The sequence below is a fragment of the Pandoraea pulmonicola genome (genome assembly GCF_000815105.2).
Taxonomy (GTDB): Bacteria; Pseudomonadota; Gammaproteobacteria; order Burkholderiales; family Burkholderiaceae; genus Pandoraea; species Pandoraea pulmonicola.
Map to the genome: position 1 here is coordinate 2,452,408 of NZ_CP010310.2, position 18,565 is coordinate 2,470,972.

Below are 18,565 nucleotides of genomic sequence, written 5' to 3' on the forward strand. Positions count from 1 at the left end.
CGCCGCGAACCGTTTTTTCGATTCACGAGGAGAACCGTTTTGAAACTGCTGCGTTACGGCCCGAAGGGCCAGGAAAAGCCGGGACTGCTGGATGCCGCCGGTCAGGTGCGCGATCTGTCCAACGTACTCGTCGACATCACACCGGAGACACTAAGCCCGCAGGGGCTGGCGGCGCTCGGTGCGCTCGACGTGAACGCACTGCCACGGGTGGCGTCGCCGGGACGTCTGGGCGTGCCGTTCTCGGGCCTGGGCAAGTTTCTCGCCGTCGGCCTGAACTACAGCGATCATGCTGCCGAGGCCGGCCTGGCCGTGCCCACGGAACCGGTGCTGTTCACCAAGTGGGAAAACTGCCTGACCGGCCCGAATGACCCGGTGGTGCTGCCCAAGGATTCCGTCAAAGGGGATTGGGAAGTGGAACTGGGTTTCGTCATCGGTACCACGGCTCGCTATGTGTCGCTCGATCGGGCGCTCGACCACGTCGCGGGCTATTGCATCGTGAACGACGTGTCCGAGCGCGAATACCAGATCGAGCGTGGCGGCACCTGGGACAAGGGCAAGGGGTTCGATACGTTCGGTCCCGTGGGGCCGTGGCTCGTCACGACCGACGAGATCCGCGATCCGCAGAAGCTCGGCATGTGGCTCGACGTGAACGGAACGCGCCGTCAGACGGGCAACACGTCGACGATGATTTTCAGCGTCGCCTATCTTGTGCACTACCTGAGTCAGTTCACCACGCTCAAGCCGGGGGATCTTGTGACGACCGGCACGCCGCCGGGCGTGGGCATGGGCCACAAGCCGCCGGTCTTCCTCAAGCCGGGAGACGTCATGCGCCTCGGTATCGACGGTCTGGGCGAACAGACGCAGACCGTGCACGCCTACGACGCACGCTGGCTCGACTGACCGATTCTCTTCACATCCATCCTGTACGGTGACGACGATGCGGGGGCACGGTGCGCCGCCGCATCATTCATCGACAGCACAGGGAGCTACTCACCATGCAAGACCTGAAAGGCAAGTTCGTTCTGATCACTGGCGCGAGTACCGGCATTGGCGCGGCCGCGGCGAAAGCCTTCGCGGCGCAGGGAGCGAACGTCGCCATTCATTACAACCGCTCGGCGCGGCAGGCCGAAACGGTGGCCGAAGCCGTGCGCGCACATGGCGTGCAGGCGATGACGGTGGCTGCCGACGCCGCGGATTCGGACGCTGTGAATACCGCCGTCGCCCAGGTGCTCGACGGGTTCGGGCGCATCGACGTGTTGATCAACAATGCGGGTAGCCTCGTCAAACGCACGCCGTTTGCCGAGGTGACGGACGCATACTTCGACGAGGTGCTCAACGTCAATGCGCGTTCGGTCGTCGCGTTCTCGCGTGCGGTCGTACCGGCCATGCGCAAGCAGGGCGGCGGCGCGATCGTCAATGTCACGTCGATTGCCGCGCGTCATGGCGGCGGACCGGGGGCGCTGATCTACGCGGCGGCGAAGGGTTTCGTCAGCACGCTCACGCGCGGCATGGCCAAGGAACTGATGCCGGACCGCATCCGTGTGAATGCCGTGTCGCCGGGCGTGATCATGACGCCGTTTCATGAGCAGTTCAGCACGCAGGCACAGATCGACGCGTTCCGTCAGAGCATTCCGATGGGGCGTCTGGGCGAGCCCGACGAATGTTCGGGCGCGTTCCTGTACCTTGCCTCGGAGACGCTTGCGAGCTATGTGACGGGCCAGATCATCGAGGTCAACGGCGGCCAGTTGATGGTCTGATTTGGCGGATGCGGCGGGGCTTCCGACGACTCGGCGGAGCTCGCGCATGCAAGGCGGCACGAGTTGCAGGCGCTGCATAAGTGGCAGGCGGCATGGGCTGATGCCGCAAAACCCCCGGAAAATTCCGTGTACCCAGTGCCTGGTGACTGAAAGTCGTGCCACACGCACGCACACGGGCTTCGCTTCATACGCGAATACTGGCACACTTGCCTCATTCGTCTGCATGGCGCCGCATCGATGCGCGGCGTGAGCGGATGCAACCATCGAGGGGCAAATGGAACGGTGTCCGTGGAGTGAAGGTTTCGAGCAGTACCGTCTGTATCACGATGACGAGTGGGGCGTGCCGCTGCGCGATTCGCGCGCATTGTTCGAGTTGCTGATGCTTGAAGGGGCGCAGGCGGGGTTGTCCTGGGCGACGATCCTCAAGAAGCGAGAGAACTACCGCAAGGCGTTCCACAACTTCGATCCGGCGCGCATCGCGGCATACGGGCCGGAGGACGAAGCGCGCCTGATGGCGGATGTCGGTATCGTGCGCAATCGTCTGAAGGTCAACGGCGTGATCAAGGGCGCGCGGGCTTACCTGGCGATGGAGGCGGCGGGCACGCGCTTTAGCGACTTCGTCTGGCAATTCGTCGGCGGCGAGCCGTTGCAGAACCGCTGGGCGTCGCTCGCCGAGGTGCCGGCAAGCACGGCGGTCTCCGACGCGATGAGCCGTGCCCTGAAGAAGGCGGGCTTCACGTTCGTGGGGTCGACGATCTGCTACTCGTTCATGCAGGCGGCGGGGCTGGTGAACGACCATCTTACGGCGTGTCCGCGTCACAAGGCGGTGAAACGCCTGGCCGAAGCACCGCCCATGGCGCGGACGCCGAAACGCCGTGCGGGTGCGGCGTCGGCTACAATCGCGCCTGACGAATCAGGATCTGCCTAATGTTCAGCTACCGCCACGCCTTTCACGCCGGCAACCATGCCGACGTACTGAAACACTTCATCGCCGTCGAATGCATCGATTACATGCGCCAGAAAGATACGGCGTTCTGGTATATCGACACGCATGCGGGCGCAGGCGGCTACGCGCTCGATGGCAAATGGGCCGACAAGACGGGCGAGTACGAGACCGGCATCGGCCGGCTGTGGACGCGCAACGACCTGCCGCCCGCGCTCGCCGACTATGTCGCGCTCGTGCGCGAGTTCAACCCCGACGGCAAACTGAGCTACTACCCCGGCTCGCCTTACTTCGCCCTGCAGTTGCTCGGTGACCGTGACCGCTTGCGTTTGTTCGAGGCGCATCCGACGGAGCAGGAGGTGTTGCGCGAGAACTTCGAGGCCCAAGGTCGGGCCGTCGCACGGCGCACGATGATTTTCGGTGCCGACGGCTTCGCCGGACTCAAGACGATTCTGCCGCCCGCGTCGCGTCGCGCTTTCACGCTGATCGACCCGTCGTACGAAGACAAGCGCGACTACACGCGCACAACGCAGACCGTGCAGGAAGGGCTCGATCGCTTCCCGACCGGGATGTACGCCGTGTGGTATCCGCTGGTGCAGCGCCGTGAAGCGGCGCAACTGCCCGAGCGCATGAAGCGGCTCACGATCAACGGGCAGCCGATCAAGAACTGGGTCCACGCGGCGTTGACGGTATGCAATCCGGTGCCGGGAGGCATGGGGCTGCATGGGAGCGGCATGTTTATCGTGAACCCGCCGTATAGGCTGCAGGACACTCTCAAGACCACCTTGCCTTACCTCGTCGAGACACTGGGGCAGGACAAGGGCGCGCAATTCCTGCTCGAAGGCAAGCAGGCCTGACGCGACGTTCGGTGCCTGTCGATACTGGCGATATCGCCGGTATCGCCGGTATCGGCTGTATCAGCTGTATCGGTGCTACCGGCCGTATCGGCGGCTGGAGGCGCCACCGGGCGCCATCACACGTTATTGGCACTCCCGGGCGCCTCTCCCGGGCATTCGATCATTTCTGTGTCGCAGGTGCTTCGTACGGGAGCGACAGCAGTTCTTCCGGCGACAGGTAGCGCCACTCGCCCAATGCAAGATTGCCCATCGGCAGCCCGCCGATGGCGGTTCTGACCAACCCTTCCACCCGATTACCCGCGGCCGCGACCATGCGCTTGACCTGATGGTATTTGCCTTGGGTGATCGTCAATGCGATCTCATGCGACGACGGGCTCTCCACGTCGGTGGCAGCGAGCGGCTCGGTCTCGTCGCGCAGCATGACGCCGTCGCGCAGCGCTTGCAGCATCTCCGGCGTGACGGGATGCTTCGTCGTCGCCAGGTAGCGCTTGGGTACGTGCCGGCGCGGCGACATCATGGCGTGCAGAAACGGGCCGTCGTCGGAGAGCAGGAGCATGCCGGTAGTGTCCTGATCGAGACGGCCGGCCGGTTGCACACCGCGCACCGCCAGTGGCAGCGGCAGCAGGGAATGGACGCCCTCGTGATGGGTCGGGCTCGTGGAGCATTCATAGCCGGCAGGCTTGTTGAGCAGCACGTAGACGTGCTCGCGGTACTCCCACGGTTCGCCGTCGAGCGTGAATTGCAGCCCCGTGGGATCGATCGATTCGCGTGGATTGTCGTGCACCACGCCGTCGATGGCGAAAGCGCCGCTGGCAATGAGCTTGCGGCACATCTTGCGACTGCCGAAGCCCTGCGATTGCAGTAAACGTTCTAGCTCGATGATCCGTTCTCCGTCTGGCATCGTGAAATCAGGCCGCTATTGTAGCGGCCTGTCGCTCACCTCGCCCTCACGGCGACGGGGACTTCGGCCCGGCGCGTGCGAATCACTCGTCGTGCTGTGCGCCGCTGAAACGGCGGTAGATGAACCGGGCGGCCCAGTCGAGCACGAAGCCCAGGACACCGATCACGAGAATGACGGCCGTCAGTTCGGAATACGCCAGCCGGTCGCGCGTGTCGAGGATCAGATATCCCAGGCCGGCATTGACGCCGAGCATCTCCGCGGGCACCAGCACGATCCACAGGATGCCGATGGCCAGCCGCACACCGGTCAGCACATGGGCGGCGATGCCCGGCACGTACACATGCCAGAGCATTTCCCAACGGGTGGCAGCGAGGCTTTCGCCGAGTTGCACCCAGCGCCGGTCGATGTGCGTCACACCCGCGGCAGTGCTCATCACGAGCGGCCACAGCGCGGCGAACGCGAGCAGGAAATAGACGGCCGGGTCGCCGACGCCGAGCGACATCACGGCAATCGGCATCCAGGACAGCGGCGACACCATGCGCAGGAACTGCAGCGATGGCGTGAGCGCCTTGTCGAGCCAGCGAATGCGCCCGATCAGAAAGCCGAGCGGCACCCCGAGCACGACGGCCCACGCCAGCCCGACGCCGATCCGGCGCAGACTGGCCAGCACATGCAGGCTCAGTTGCTCGCTGCGGACGAGATCGGGCAGGGCATTGACCGCGGCCGACGGCGAGAACTGCGCCGCGAGCGAGCCGGGCGTCGTGAAAAGCGCGATGCCCAGCCACCAGATCGCAATGATCGTGGCGAGCCCCGCGAGGCCGAGCCATGCGCGACGGCCGGGACGCGCGGTCGCAATGCTCCCCGCCGTGCCTGCCGGCGGCGCGGCGTTCGCCGCAACCGCAGCGGCCGTGACGGTTTCGGACGCGATATCAGACAACGATCGTCTCCTGCCGGGTAAAGCCGTCAGGCAGACCGAACGCTTTCATGCCGCCCACGGCGGCAATGGCTTTTTTCACGAACCGATCGTCCACGAGATCGCGGGCAACGAAGGCCGGATCCAGTTTGGCAAGGAATTGCGCGCTGCCCTCGACTTGCGTCTTCTGCATGTGGCACACCAGCGCTTCGGTGTAGCTCGGATAGGGGTAGGGTTGGAAGTCGATGCGCTTTTCGTGCCAGTCGGCGTGCACGATCGCTTTGTCGGCCAGATAGCGCCCCTGTTCGGCCGCGGCCGGCGCGAGCACGCGCTGCAATACCTGGAACGGGTGCGGTGTGTAGCGATTCTCGCCTTCCTTCGATAGCAGACGGGCGGCGTCTTCCGGATGGGCGCGCGTCCATGCCTGCGCCTTGACGATGGCATCGACGACCTTCTGCGACCATGCCGGGCGCGACGTCAGATCGCGCTCGTGCATGGTGACGACGCAGCACGCATGGTTCTTCCACACGTCGCCGGTGAATCGCAGCACCTTGCCGACCTTCAGGTTCTCGGCCGCCGCGTTGAACGGCTCTGCCACGATGTAGCCCGCGATTTGCTTCGCGGCGAGCGCGGGCGGCATATCCGACGGCGCCATCACGATCAGGTTGACTTCGTTGGCCGCCGGTGCGCCGCTCTTCTTGAGCACCGGCGTAAGGCCATTGGCGGCCAGCAGCGCTTGCAGTACCACGTTATGGATCGAATACCAGAACGGCACGGCGACGGTCTTGCCACCGAGATCGCTCACCTTGTCGATGTCGTTCGCCACGGTGATGGCGCTGCCGTTGACGTGGTTCCACGCCACGACCTTGGCTTGCGCCTGACTGCCGTAGCGCGCCCAGACCGTCATCGGCGAGAGCAGGTGGACGACGTTGACCTGTCCCGAGAGGAACGCCTCGATCAACTGGGCCCAGCTTCGCAGGAGCGTCGGCTTTTCGGCCTTGATGCCGGCCTGCTCGAAATACCCGTTGTTATGTGCGACGAGCAACGGTGTCGCGTCGGTGATCGGCAGGTAGCCGATGCGCAGCGGCGCGTCCGGCTCGGCCGCGGCGCGTGCGGCGGCCGAGGCCAGCAGCGGCGCGGCGCCGGCAACCGTCATCATCGAAGCAAGCTTGAGCCATTCACGGCGGGAAATTTGGCACATGGTCTGGGAATCCCCGTAGGTCTGGTCGGTGTGGTGGATCGTGTGTATCGGGTGTGTCGGGCGCTCAGGCCGGCGCGGTGTCGCGCGACATCGCGCGCTGCAGCGCCTGCAGAATTTCGATGCGCAACCTGCCCATCGCTTCGACCTGCGTCTCGCGAGGCGAGGGCACGTCGACTCGCCATTGGGCCAGCGTGCGTCCCTGGTTGCCCAACAGCACAATGCGGTCTGAGACAAGCAACGCCTCGTCGATGTCGTGCGTGACGAGCACGGTCGCAGCGCCGGTGTCGCGCACGACCGTGACGAGCAACCGCTGCATGTCGGCGCGCGTCACTTCGTCGAGTGCACCGAACGGCTCGTCGAGCAGGAGGGCGCGCGGCTGGCGTGCGAGGCAGCGGGCGAGTGCCACGCGCTGCGCCATGCCGCCCGAGAGCTGACGGGGATGCAAGGCATGGGCGTGTGCCAGGCCCACTTCGGCGAGCGCGGCATCGATGCGAGCTCGGCGCGTCTCGCGCGATAGCGCGGGCTGACGCGCAAATGTCAGACCGAACGCCACGTTGCGCTCGACCGACAGCCACGGTAGCAGGCACGGATCCTGAAACGCCAGCGCCACGTCGGGACGCGGCCCCGTCAGCGGTGCGCCGTCGATGGCGACGGCGCCCTGGCCCGGCCGCAGCAAGCCGGCGGCAATGCGGAGCAGCGTCGACTTGCCCGAGCCGCTCGGTCCAAGCACGGCGACGAGCTCGCCCGGTGCGACAGAAAGATCCACGCCCCGCAGGATCGCGCGTTCGCCATACGACAAACCGATATCGCGCAGGGTCAGGAAGGGTGGGACCCATGACGATGCGCGCGAGGCATCCTCGCGCGCGGTGGCAATGAACGTGTCGGTGTGCGCGCGCTGCGTCGCCGAGGGTTGCGTCATGAGGCCGTTCCGGTCTTGTGTTGCGCACGTTGTGCGGCAAGCTGGTTCTTCAACTGCACGAGGCTCGGCGTCACGATAGGGACGAATGCCGCCTCGCGCTGGCGCCGGGCCACGCCCGACAGGCCACGCAGATATCCGCGTCCGCCGCCAGCTTGCACTTCGAGCGTGGCTGCCTCGTGAACCACATCCGCCAGCGCAATGCGCAGCTCGAACAGACGCGCCGGCGACGCCACGAACTCGCCCTGCATGACGCCGGACTTCAGACGTTCCGCGAGGGTATCGAGTTGCTCTCGCAGCGCCGCGGTTTCGTCGGCAAGCGCGGCGCTTGCCCCCGGGCCGCCTTCGCCGGCGCCGGCGAGACTGCGGCGCGCAAGCCCCAGCGACATGCCGCATTGCAGGCCGAGGAATGCCGGGCGCACGCGTACGAGCCATGCCGGGGCGTTGTCGGTGATCCGGTCATCTTCGGTGAGCGGTGTGTCCTTCATCTGCAAGGCGGCAGTGTTGGTGCCGCGCAGGCCGATCAGATCCAGGTCGTCGCTACGCGTTACGCCGGGGGCATGGTGCGAGATCGCGAAGATCGATGGCGGGCCGCCTGCCTCGTGGTCGACGGCCGCCGCCGCGACGAAGCCCTGCTTGCGCAGATTGGTGATCCACGGCAGTGCACCGGTCACCCGCCATGCGCGCACCTCTTCGCCTGTGTTGCCCGTGCTGCCTGTATCGGACGCCGGCGCATCCACGGCGCGAATCTGCAGCGGCTCGATGGCCGACAGATACTTCATCGCGTTCGACAATCCCGTGGCACCCGCGAGCTCACCGGAGAGCAGCGCCGGCAGAAGCCGCTCGCCCAGGCCCCGATTCGGGCTTTGCAGCAGGTATTCGATGAAGGTGCGCTGCCCCCACAGGACAAAGGCAGCGGCGAACGAGTGCTCGGCCGCGTCGGCCACGCTGTCGATCGCGTCGCCGATAGTGCCGCCAGCCCCGCCCAGTTCGGTGGGCACCCCGATGCGCAGCAGCCCGGCATCGGCCAATTGCGGCACGACCGCGCCACAGAGCGTGGCGTCGGTGTCGAGCGTTTCCGCATGGGCGTCGAGCCACGAGGCGAGCGCCGGCGCGCGCGCCGCTAACCCGCGCTGGCTGGCGGTCGTGTTCATGCCGCCCGTTCCTTCGGTTCCCAGCGGTACGCCGCCAGTTGCGAATTCAATTCGTTCTGCGACAGGTTGTTCGCGAAGTTGCACAGCGTCGCAAGCGATACGCCGAGCACGACCTCGAGCGCGGCCGCATCGCTGTAGCCGGCGGCCTTGAACGCGGCGAGTTCGGCATCGGACACCGCACCGCGCGTGGCGATCACCGCGCGAGTGAAGACCGCGACCGCGTCGAGCTTCGCATCGGAAAGCGAACGCTGATCGCGAATTTCATTGACGAGCGCTTCGGGCAATTGCGCCTTCTTCAATGCAACCGCCGTGTGGCCCGCCACGCAGAAGCCGCAGCCATGGATGCCCGCCGCAGTGATCTGCACGACTTCGCGCTCGGCGAGCGTCAGGCTCGCACGGCCGTTGATCGCACCCACCGTCAGATAGGTCTCGAGCGCGGTCGGGGCGTTGGCGAGCGACGCCACCAGGTTCGGCAGGAACCCGTTCGCGGCAAGCGATTTTTCCAGGAACGGACGACTCGCCTCCGGGGCGGTCTCAAGGGTGTGCAATGGCAGTCGGCTCATATCGGGCTCCTCACAATCGAGCCCTCATTGTGCGCAAACCCGGACGCGGACTCAATGCGCGCGCGTCTGTAAATTATGCGGATTTGTCTCATTGGGTGACGGCGACGGCTTGGAAAGGCATGGCCAGGCGTCTGAAAAGCCGCCCCGGGGCGGCCGCGGTGCTCGGATCGGTTGCGAGGTCGCCGGACGGCGTCAGTGCAGGGGATACGGTTGCGCTGCGCCACCAGCGACGGCGCCCGACGAACGAAGTGCGTGAGCGGCGGAGCGCCCATCCGCCGCTTGATTCTGGCGTCGCCACGCGCCCGGCTGTATACCGGTAACGCGCTTGAACGCTTGCGCAAACGCGGACTCGGACTGGTACCCGACCTGCTCGGCAGCTTCCGGCACGGCAATGCCCGCGCGCAGCAACGCGGCCGCCGTCTTCATGCGCACCAGCGTCACGAACTGCGCAGGCGGCTGCCCGCCAACCTCGGCAAACTGCTTGCAGAATCGCGCTCGCGACATATGAACGAACGCCGCCATGGCATCCGTCGTCCAACGCTCACCAGGCGACTCGATAATCGCCGCCGCCAACCGGCCGAACGCATCGCGACGCATCAGCCGCCACATGCCCGGCGCGACGTCCTCCGCATGAACGGCTTCGCGCAACGCGTAGTAAAACAGCAGATCGGTCAGCCGCGCGAGCAAGGGGGAGGGCGTGTCGCCAGGACGCCGCGCCTCCGCTTGAATCAACGCGAAAATCTGTGTCATCCCGTCAAGCCGGCCACTGTCACGCCGCGCCACGATCGGGTTCGGCAACATGCCCAGGACCAACGCGTCGAGATCGGTTCGGAATTCGAAGAATCCGCAGGCGAGGGAGACGGCGTTGGTATCAGTGTCAGCGTCAGGGGATGCCGACGCAGCGGGAAGGGGCCCCATTTTGCCGATGCGAGCCGTGAGGTCGGCAGGCGGCTCGGCATCCGGCGATAGGCAATGCGCGATGTCGGACAGCAGGAATACCGCGTCGCCAGCACCCAGACGGAAGGTGCGGGCCGGTTGGCCGGCATCGGCACCAACGTGCAGATAGCAACCGCCCCCCAACACCACATGGAAACTCGCCCGCTGATGGCCCGCCGTGCTCGCCTGGTATAACCCGCAATACTCCCCAACGTGAAAGAGCGTGCTCTTCAATTCAAGCCCGGCCAACAACCAGTCGGCAACACGGTCAGGGTCCGTTGAGTCCACAAAGGATGCCCTGTCCGCGGGTGCAGCCTGGTTTGGATGGTCCGCCGGGGCCGGCTGGAGGCGTTTTTCGCCTTTGTTGTTTCGGTTAATCTGATCGCTTCGATTGCTTCGATCCGCCTTGTCCGCCCGATCCACCATCGCACAGCTCCTCTTCCAACAGGTCCGCCTTACCACCGCACCACTCGTCATCGTCCGCGTCATGCCGGTTTCCTGGTATCCATGACCAATGGCACTCCGTGCGTGGTATCCGATACCCAACGCTCGATAACGGCAACGACAACGACACAACAGCGAAAGCGGAAGCGAAAGCAAAACACCCATGCTCCCCATACACATCCAACCAAGCAACTATTTTTTTGTTGATTACTTATTACAGATTGAATGGTTCCAGGCGAGATTCGGAGAGGGGAAGAACGTCAATTTGGAAGCGTTTAGGGGAGGTTTGGAACCCAGCAGCACCCCACACCCCCCATACGACGCCTCCGGCGCCGCGAGGACTCGGTCACGTTCCGCGACCCCGGCATCGCTTGCAAGCGATGCCTTTCGAGTCCCCACGCAATGTGCGCAGGCACATTGCTTTCTGGGCAAGAATGAAAAAAGCCGATGATCTATGATCATCGGCTTTTTTGAATATTTTTTTGGTGCCCAGAAGAGGACTCGAACCTCCACGGTGTTACCCGCTAGTACCTGAAACTAGTGCGTCTACCAATTCCGCCATCTGGGCCCCGCCAACTCACACACCCTCACTTCTTTTTGTGTGCTCGCTGCGAAGAAGTGAGATTATGCCTAGGACCGGCGGGGCTGTCAACAACTTCATGACTTCATGCAGAAAACACGCCACCCTCACGCAGCCCGCCCCATATGCTCAGCCCGAATCATCTCTATCAAATGTCGCAACCCCGGCAACGTCTGCCGACGACTCGGGTAATACATCGACAATGGCGGTCCATCGACCGCCCAGTCCATCAACACCACCTCCAACTCACCCCGCATCAATTGCCCCGACACATTGCGCTCTAATACATATCCCAGCCCCAACCCGCCTACCGCCGCCGCAATCACCCCATCACTCTCATTGATGCTCAACGCCCCCGGCACATCCAACTCGAGTGCCGTCGGACCATTGCCCAATTCCCACTTGTATAACGTGTTATCCCCCAATCGCATCCGAATGCAGTTGTGAGACATCAAATCCTGCGGTACCTTCGGGCGCCCATGCCGCGCTAAGTACGCCGGCGATCCCACCACAATCCACTTCAACTTCGGCGTCAACGGCGTCGCAATCATGTCGCCCGGCACCGTATCCCCATACCGCATGCCCGCGTCAAACCCCTCTGCCACAATGTCCAACATCCGATCATCCACCGTCACATCCAACTCGATGTCCGGATACGACGCCACAAACCTCGGCAAAATCGGATCCAGCAACAAACGCGCCGCATCCCGCGGCACGTTCAGCCGCAATCGCCCCGCCGGCGACGCCCGGTACCTGTCCAACGCACCTATCGCCGACGCAATCTGCTCTAAACCCTGCTCCAACTCCTTCGCCAACGCCGCTCCCGCCGCCGTCGGCGACACGGAACGACTCGTGCGATTCAATAACTTCACCCCCAGACGCGCCTCCAGATTGCGCATCGCATGACTCAAGGCCGACGTCGTCACGCCCAACTCCGCCGCGGCCTCCCGGAAACTCTGACGACGACAAATCGTGACAAAAACGTTCAGATCGGCAAGCTCGCCGCGTGTAAAGGCTGGCATGTATTTCCCAACAAGTAACCGAATTAAGTGCTCGTTGAACAATATTCATTTTTTTATGAGCAAAATTCTACAGATTTCCGCTGGGTTCCGGATTACCCCACGCGCCACGTGACCGAAACACGACACATCACGAGGCCCAGCCCAGCCACGCCGTCGTTCCGAAGACTTCGGCCAGGGCAGGGCCGTCGAGCGCATGACCGAGCCGGCATGAAGCACAACGAGGCGAATCCCGTTTTGGGATTCGCCTCGTTTCTCTGTCGATTTGTGCGCAACGTATCAGGCGTCGACGAAAATGACCTGTCCGCTGATGAAGCTATCGACGCTGCGCTCGAATGCCTTACCCACGAGCGCACCCGGCACCGGCTGGTATCCCGGCATCATCTCGCCATAAACGTCCCACGCTTCTTCGATCACCGTGGGATTCACCGCGTTGATGCGGATGCCGCGCGGCAGTTCATGCGCCACGCACTTCACGAACGTGTCGATACCACCGCTCGTCGTCGCGTCCGCAATGCCCTGAGGCATCGGCTTGATGTTCAGAATCCCCGAGATCAGCGTGAACGAACCACCATCGTTGATGTAGTCGAGACCCGCCTTCACCACGTTCATCTGGCCCACCAGCTTGCCCTGAATCGTGGCATCCCATTGCTCGTCGGTCATCGACGTGAACGGCGCATATTCGCAATGGCCCGCCGCGCTCACCACGGCGTCGAACTTGCCGACCTTCTCGTAAAGCGCCTGCAGCGATCGCTTGTCGGTGATGTCGACCTGGTGATCACAGCCCTTGCCCGAGCGGCTCGCCGTGATGACGTTGTGCTTCTTCAACCCGGACATCGCCGCTTTACCTATTTTTCCTTGTGCGCCAATGAGAATTACCGTTTTCATTGCAAGACCTGTTGCGTTAATTGAAGGAAATGCAATATTAAAAATTGATACACGGCGCGTAAATCAAGGGGAGGTTGTATGAGTTACCGGAGTTTGTTGTGGATAAAATAGATATCAAACATATGCGCGTCTTTCTGCAATTGGTGCGCGAAAGAAATGCATCGAAAGTCGCCGCCCAGGCAGGGATCTCGCAACAAGCCATCAGCGGATATCTGAAGCGGCTAAGAGACGCCTTCCCGCACGAAATATTCCTGCGGCAAAGCAGCGGGCTGCAACCCACGGACTTCGCCCTCGAACTGGCGTCGAAATTCGAAAGAGTGCTCGCCGAAGTCGACGACTTGCTCGACAGCCAGCCATTCGACCCGCGCGGCGAGCAACGCACCGTCACGATTGTCGCCAACGAGTACGCGCAACTGGCGCTCGTGCCGAAAATCGTTTTCGCGGTACGGCACGCAGCACCCGGCGTGGATGTGAGAATCGTCGACTTCGATCAAGGCACCCACGCCGATCTCGTCGCGCAAGGCGACGCGGATGTCGTGATCGGATTCGCGGATTTCCTGAATGACGGACTGGTGAAGCGCCCGCTTCGCGAAGAGGTCTATTGCTGCGTGGCAGGGAAGGGCGAGGTGATTGCCGAGGCGAAGGCGAGCGTCGAGGACATCGCGCGACTACCGTTCGTCGACTTCGCACACGGCGGCAGCCACTTTCGAGACGCGATCGACAGCATGCTCGGCACCCAACGACACGGAAAAAGGCCCGTCGCTACGCTTCCCTGCTACACCGCGCTGCAACCGTTCCTCCAGACGAATGACGACGTCATCGCCTTCGTGCCCGCCGACATCGCCCACGTATGCCAAATGCGCGTCGTCGAACTCGATTTTCAACCGCCCCGTTTCAATGTCTCGCTCGCCTGGCATCGCCGCGCCTCCGGAAGCCCGCTTCGGAAATGGCTGGTCGATGTGATTGGGGGGTGTGTTTAGAGAGGGTGGTTGATGTGGAGGCAAGCGCAGACCCCAGTAGTACCCCACACCCCCATACGACGCCTCCGGCGCCGCGAGGACTCGGTCACGTTCCGCGACCCCGGCATCGCTTGCAAGCGATGCCTTTCGAGTCCCCACGCAATGTGCGCAGGCACATTGCTTTCTGGGCAAGAATGAAAAAAGCCGATGATCTAGGATCATCGGCTTTTTTAAATATTTTTTGGTGCCCAGAAGAGGACTCGAACCTCCACGGTGTTACCCGCTAGTACCTGAAACTAGTGCGTCTACCAATTCCGCCATCTGGGCCCCGTCAACTCACACACCCTTACTTCTTTTTGTGTGCTCGCTGCGAAGAAGTGAAATTATGCGGATGCGATGCGGGACTGTCAACACTTTGGACGAAAAATATTTTGTTTCCGTCATCCCCCTCCACCCCCACGCTCAAAATCCGCACAGGTGGCAGATTTCGCGAGGTTTGCCGTATGATTGTCCCTGTTCGCGTCGCCTCATATTCGTAGGCCACGCAACACCACGGACCGTCGGGCGCATGGTGCGCCACTCGGCCGGACTCAACCGGCACAGCAACGCTACCGACCTTTGAGCAAATATCCTTACCCGATCCCGAGTCGCGAAGAGATCCTCGGTGTCCTGCGCACCGCAAACTCCGCGCTGTCCGCCAACGATATCGCCGAATCCCTGGCCATCAAGAAGCAGGAACGCGAAGGCTTCTTCAAACGCCTCGCCGCCATGGAACGCGACGATCAAATCCGACTCGACCGCCGCGGTTATTACCAACTGACCCACCCGTCGAACTTCATCGCAGGCCGCGTCATCGGCCACCGCGACGGCTACGGCTTCGCCGTGCGCGACGACGACGGCGATGACCTCTTCCTCCCCAACGAGGAAATGAAGAAGGTCATGCACAACGACCGCGTCCTCCTGCGCATCGCCGGCTACGATCGCCGCGGCCGCCCCGAAGGCCATATCGTCGAAGTCGTCAGCCGCGCCAATACCCACGTCATCGGCCGACTCCTCAACGAGAACGGCGTCATGGTCGTCGCCCCCGAAGACAAACGCATCGGCCACGACATCCTCATCCCGCCCCGCGCCCAAGGCAAAGCCAAGGTCGGGCAGGTCGTCTCCGTCGAACTCACCGACTACCCCAGCCGCTACAGCCAACCCATCGGCCGCGTCTCGGAAGTGCTCGGCGATATCGACGACCCCGGCATGGAAATCGAAATCGCCGTGCGCAAGTACGGCGTGCCGCATCAGTTCTCCGCCGAAGCCCTCGCCGCCGCCGGTGCACTGCCCGATGAAGTCCGCGCCCCGGATCTGCGCCATCGCATCGACCTGCGCGACGTCCCGCTCGTCACGATCGACGGCGAAGACGCTCGCGACTTCGACGACGCCGTCTACTGCGAACCCGCCAAAATCGGCCGCACGAACGGCTACCGCCTGATCGTCGCCATCGCCGACGTCTCGCACTACGTCACCCCAGGCGGGCCGCTCGACGCCGACGCCCTCACGCGCAGCACCTCCGTGTACTTCCCGCGCCGCGTCATCCCGATGCTCCCGGAGAAGCTCTCGAACGGCCTGTGCTCGCTCAACCCGGACGTCGACCGCTGCGTGCTCGTATGCGATGCGCTCGTGGCCCTCAACGGCGACGTGAAGGCCTATCAGTTCTACCCGGCCGTCATCCACTCGGCCGCTCGCCTCACCTATACGGAAGTGGCCGCCGTCCTCGGCAACACCAAAGGCGCCGAAGCCCAGCGCCGCGCCGCATTGCTGCCGCACCTGCAGAACCTCTACGATCTCTACAAGGTGCTAGCCAAGGCGCGCAAGTCGCGCGGGGCCATCGAATTCGACTCGACCGAGACGTACATCGTCTGCAACGCTCAAGGCAAGATCGAACAGATCCTGCCGCGCACCCGCAACGACGCCCACCGCCTCATCGAGGAGTGCATGCTGACGGCCAACGTGTGTGCCGCCGACTTCCTCAAGCGTCACAAACAACCGGGGCTCTATCGCATTCACGCCGGCCCGTCGGGCGAACGCCTCCAGATCCTGCGCACGTTCCTCAAGACGCTCGGCCTCACGCTGGGCGGCGGCGACGAGCCTGCCACGTCCGACTACGCGGAACTGATGACGCAGATCGAGTCGCGCCCCGACGCGCCAATGCTGCAGACCATGCTGCTGCGCTCCATGCAGCAAGCCGTCTACAGTCCGGACAATATCGGCCACTTCGGTCTCGCGTACCCTGCGTATACCCACTTCACCAGCCCGATTCGACGTTACCCGGACCTGCTCACGCACCGCGCGATCAAGGCGGTGCTCGCCGGGAAGAAGTACGAGCCCGTCGTTCCGGAGGGCGTCGAAATGACGACCGGCCTCTCGCCCCACGCGCGCAAGCTCCAGAAGGACGATGAAGCCGCGAAAGGCAAGAAGACGGCTTCGGCGAAGAAGCGCGACGCCATCTGGGAAGAGCTCGGCCTGCATTGCTCCGCGAACGAACGCCGCGCCGACGAAGCCTCGCGTGACGTGGAAGCCTGGCTCAAGTGCTACTTCATGCGCGACAAGCTCGGCGAGGAATACGGCGGCACGGTCAGCGCCGTCACCTCGTTCGGCATCTTCGTGCAACTCGACGACCTGTTCATCGAAGGCCTCGTGCACGTCACGGAACTGGGCAGCGACTACTTTCAGTTCGACGAAGTGCGCCACGAGCTGCGCGGCGAGCGCACCGGCATCCGTTACCGTCTCACCGACCGCGTTCGCGTGCAGGTCAGCCGCGTGGATCTCGACGCCCGCAAGATCGATTTCCGCCTCGTGCGGGAGCCGAACGCCCGATCGCTCGCGAAGACGTCGGGACGCACCGAGCGTGGCGGAGCACCGGTGCCGGCGCCCGCCGCCGGCACGCCCGGCGTTGCCGGTACGGCCAGCGCCGGGCCCAGCATTCGCCAACTGCCCAAGGGCGGCGCTTTGCTCAACGGCGTGCAACCGGCGCCGGTGGGCAAGCGTCCCGCCAAGCCGAAGTCGGCCAAGGTGAAAGCGGCTCGCGCCGAGCGCGGTGCAGCACCGGCCAAGCGAAGCGGCGGCAAGGCCCCGGCGAAGCATCCGGGAGGCCCGGCGAAGAAGTCGCGCCGCTGACCCGGCGCATCGCCCTCGGTCCCTCGCGGAGCGGCGGCCTGCATGCCGGAGATCGGCCGCAGGCGCGTCGCCGAACGAAGCCGCGGTGCCGGGATCGCGACGCGGCGTTGCATCGGAGCACGCCGGACGGCGGGGGGGGGCAGGGCGCAAGCGTCGAACCGAAAGTTGAGCGCCGTCCTGTGCCGGAAGCGCCGGCCGTAAGTGGCATGGCGAGTCCTGAGTCGCACAGTGCAGCGTTTGCAGTAAGATGGGCGCCTTGTGCCGGTGACAGCCGGCATTTGGCGCCCGCGAGTTTTATGCGGCGGCGGTTGCCCCTACCGGGCACCGCCGCCGCCGTGCTTTGTGCGGTCCAAGCCTCCGGGGCGCCGGCACACACGCTATTTTGAGGAAGTGAAATGAGTCAATTGAAATTGCTGTTCGGCTTTCATGCCGTGACGGCACGTCTTCGCCACGATGCCGGCAGCATCGAGGAAATCTACTACGATCCGAGCCGCCGCGATCGCCGCATGACGGACTTCCTCAAGCATGTGGAATCGGTCGAGGGCGCGCCAGGCGTCAAGATCAAGGTGATTCAGGCCGACGGCAAACGTCTGGATGGCATGGCGGGATCGTCGCGTCATCAGGGCGTTGTCGCGCGCGCACAGGAAGTGTCGCTCGCGCTCAATCTGGACGAACTGCTCGACGGAATTTCCGGGCCGCCGCTGTTGCTGGTGCTCGATGGCGTGACCGATCCGCATAACCTCGGCGCGTGCCTGCGCGTGGCGGACGGGGCGGGGGCGCATGCCGTCATTGCCCCGAAGGATCGCGCCGTCGGCCTGAACGCCACGGCGGCCAAGGTGGCCAGCGGCGCCGCCGAGACCGTGCCGTACATCATGGTGACAAACCTGTCGCGCACGCTGCGGGAGCTCAAGGATCGCGGCATTTGGGTGGTCGGCACGTCCGACGATGCGCCGGCCGACATCTACGGCACCGAACTGACGGGGCCGATGGCCATCGTCATGGGTGCGGAAGGCGAGGGCATACGCCGCCTCGTGCGCGAGAACTGCGATTCGCTGATGAGCATTCCGATGGCCGGTGGCTGCGAGAGCCTGAACGTCTCGGTGGCCAGCGCCGTGTGCCTGTACGAAGCCGTGCGCCAACGTGGCGTCGCCACCAAAGCCGTGAAGAAGTAAGCGCCGGAACGAGCGCCCGAAGCCACTGCACTCGCGGCGTCCGCAGCGGCATCGGCGGCATCGGCGGCGCGTCACCGCCGATGCATCCGCGCAAGAGACAACGTATCGCGGCACCGGCAGGCGCGCATCGCATGCGCACCCCGTTCGCGACAGGCTGATTGCGGACTCCTGCCTTCTCCGCGTGCGCCGCCTTTCGA

At 64.1% G+C, this 18,565-nt stretch carries 16 protein-coding genes and 2 tRNA genes; 7 read left to right on the forward strand and 11 right to left on the reverse strand.

Going from position 1 to position 18,565, the window contains the following annotated elements; genetic code table 11:
• The first annotated feature begins 39 nt into the window (after positions 1-39).
• The 4 genes from RO07_RS10845 to RO07_RS10860 all read left to right on the forward strand — a co-directional run bounded on the left by RO07_RS10845 (position 40) and on the right by RO07_RS10860 (position 3,557).
• Positions 40-900: a fumarylacetoacetate hydrolase family protein gene (locus RO07_RS10845; RefSeq protein ID WP_039410622.1), complete on the forward strand. Its 861-nt coding sequence runs from the start codon at positions 40-42 to the stop codon at positions 898-900.
• 95 nt (positions 901-995) lie between these two features.
• Complete coding sequence (locus RO07_RS10850; protein WP_039410624.1) at positions 996-1,757, forward strand: SDR family NAD(P)-dependent oxidoreductase; 762 nt, start codon at positions 996-998, stop codon at positions 1,755-1,757.
• A gap of 274 nt (positions 1,758-2,031) precedes the next feature.
• Positions 2,032-2,685 (forward strand): DNA-3-methyladenine glycosylase I, encoded by a 654-nt coding sequence (locus tag RO07_RS10855; RefSeq protein ID WP_039410627.1) that lies wholly within the window; start codon positions 2,032-2,034, stop codon positions 2,683-2,685.
• Entirely contained in the window at positions 2,685-3,557 is an 873-nt protein-coding gene (locus RO07_RS10860; protein WP_039410629.1) for a 23S rRNA (adenine(2030)-N(6))-methyltransferase RlmJ, read from the forward strand. The genes RO07_RS10855 and RO07_RS10860 overlap by 1 nt, the downstream gene beginning before the upstream one ends.
• A 160-nt stretch (positions 3,558-3,717) precedes the next feature.
• Here RO07_RS10860 and RO07_RS10865 read toward each other — a convergent pair whose 3' ends face one another.
• The 10 genes from RO07_RS10865 to RO07_RS10910 form a co-directional block, all read right to left on the reverse strand.
• Positions 3,718-4,458 carry a pseudouridine synthase gene (locus RO07_RS10865; RefSeq protein ID WP_237171421.1) on the reverse strand — a complete coding sequence of 247 codons (741 nt, stop codon included), beginning with the start codon at positions 4,456-4,458 and terminating at the stop codon, positions 3,718-3,720.
• Between the two features lie 82 nt (positions 4,459-4,540).
• On the reverse strand, positions 4,541-5,395 hold the full coding sequence (locus RO07_RS10870; protein WP_418303708.1) for an ABC transporter permease: 855 nt from the start codon (positions 5,393-5,395) through the stop codon (positions 4,541-4,543).
• A complete protein-coding gene (locus RO07_RS10875) occupies positions 5,388-6,572 on the reverse strand; it encodes an ABC transporter substrate-binding protein (RefSeq protein WP_039410632.1) in 1,185 nt (394 codons plus the stop codon). Before RO07_RS10875 ends, RO07_RS10870 begins: the two co-directional genes overlap by 8 nt.
• 64 nt (positions 6,573-6,636) lie before the next feature.
• A complete protein-coding gene (locus RO07_RS10880) occupies positions 6,637-7,491 on the reverse strand; it encodes an ABC transporter ATP-binding protein (RefSeq protein ID WP_084072560.1) in 855 nt (284 codons plus the stop codon).
• Positions 7,488-8,642 carry an acyl-CoA dehydrogenase family protein gene (locus RO07_RS10885; protein ID WP_039410635.1) on the reverse strand — a complete coding sequence of 385 codons (1,155 nt, stop codon included), beginning with the start codon at positions 8,640-8,642 and terminating at the stop codon, positions 7,488-7,490. Before RO07_RS10885 ends, RO07_RS10880 begins: the two co-directional genes overlap by 4 nt.
• Positions 8,639-9,205, reverse strand: a complete 567-nt coding sequence (locus RO07_RS10890) for a carboxymuconolactone decarboxylase family protein (protein WP_039410638.1) — start codon at positions 9,203-9,205, stop codon at positions 8,639-8,641. The genes RO07_RS10885 and RO07_RS10890 overlap by 4 nt, the downstream gene beginning before the upstream one ends.
• A gap of 192 nt (positions 9,206-9,397) precedes the next feature.
• On the reverse strand, positions 9,398-10,567 hold the full coding sequence (locus RO07_RS10895; protein ID WP_084072839.1) for an AraC family transcriptional regulator: 1,170 nt from the start codon (positions 10,565-10,567) through the stop codon (positions 9,398-9,400).
• 501 nt (positions 10,568-11,068) lie between these two features.
• A tRNA-Leu gene (locus RO07_RS10900) sits at positions 11,069-11,153 on the reverse strand.
• A 119-nt stretch (positions 11,154-11,272) separates the two neighbouring features.
• Positions 11,273-12,229, reverse strand: coding sequence for a LysR family transcriptional regulator (locus tag RO07_RS10905; protein WP_335645814.1), 957 nt, complete (start codon positions 12,227-12,229; stop codon positions 11,273-11,275).
• Between the two features lie 234 nt (positions 12,230-12,463).
• Positions 12,464-13,021: a short chain dehydrogenase gene (locus RO07_RS10910; RefSeq protein WP_237171422.1), complete on the reverse strand. Its 558-nt coding sequence runs from the start codon at positions 13,019-13,021 to the stop codon at positions 12,464-12,466.
• A gap of 125 nt (positions 13,022-13,146) precedes the next feature.
• Here RO07_RS10910 and RO07_RS10915 point away from each other — a divergent pair, with 125 nt between their 5' ends.
• The gene (locus tag RO07_RS10915; RefSeq protein ID WP_147284508.1) at positions 13,147-14,052 is read left to right on the forward strand and encodes a LysR family transcriptional regulator; all 906 of its coding nucleotides are present in this window, start codon (positions 13,147-13,149) and stop codon (positions 14,050-14,052) included.
• 221 nt (positions 14,053-14,273) lie between these two features.
• Here the strand turns inward: RO07_RS10915 and RO07_RS10920 are convergent.
• Positions 14,274-14,358: transfer RNA gene (locus RO07_RS10920), tRNA-Leu, on the reverse strand.
• Between the two features lie 291 nt (positions 14,359-14,649).
• On the opposite strand from RO07_RS10920, the gene rnr reads away from it, so the two are divergent.
• Positions 14,650-17,196, forward strand: coding sequence for a ribonuclease R (gene rnr / locus RO07_RS10925; RefSeq protein ID WP_039410647.1), 2,547 nt, complete (start codon positions 14,650-14,652; stop codon positions 17,194-17,196).
• A 395-nt stretch (positions 17,197-17,591) separates the two neighbouring features.
• Positions 17,592-18,368, forward strand: coding sequence for a 23S rRNA (guanosine(2251)-2'-O)-methyltransferase RlmB (gene rlmB, locus RO07_RS10930; protein ID WP_039410649.1), 777 nt, complete (start codon positions 17,592-17,594; stop codon positions 18,366-18,368).
• Positions 18,369-18,565: the final 197 nt, after the last annotated feature.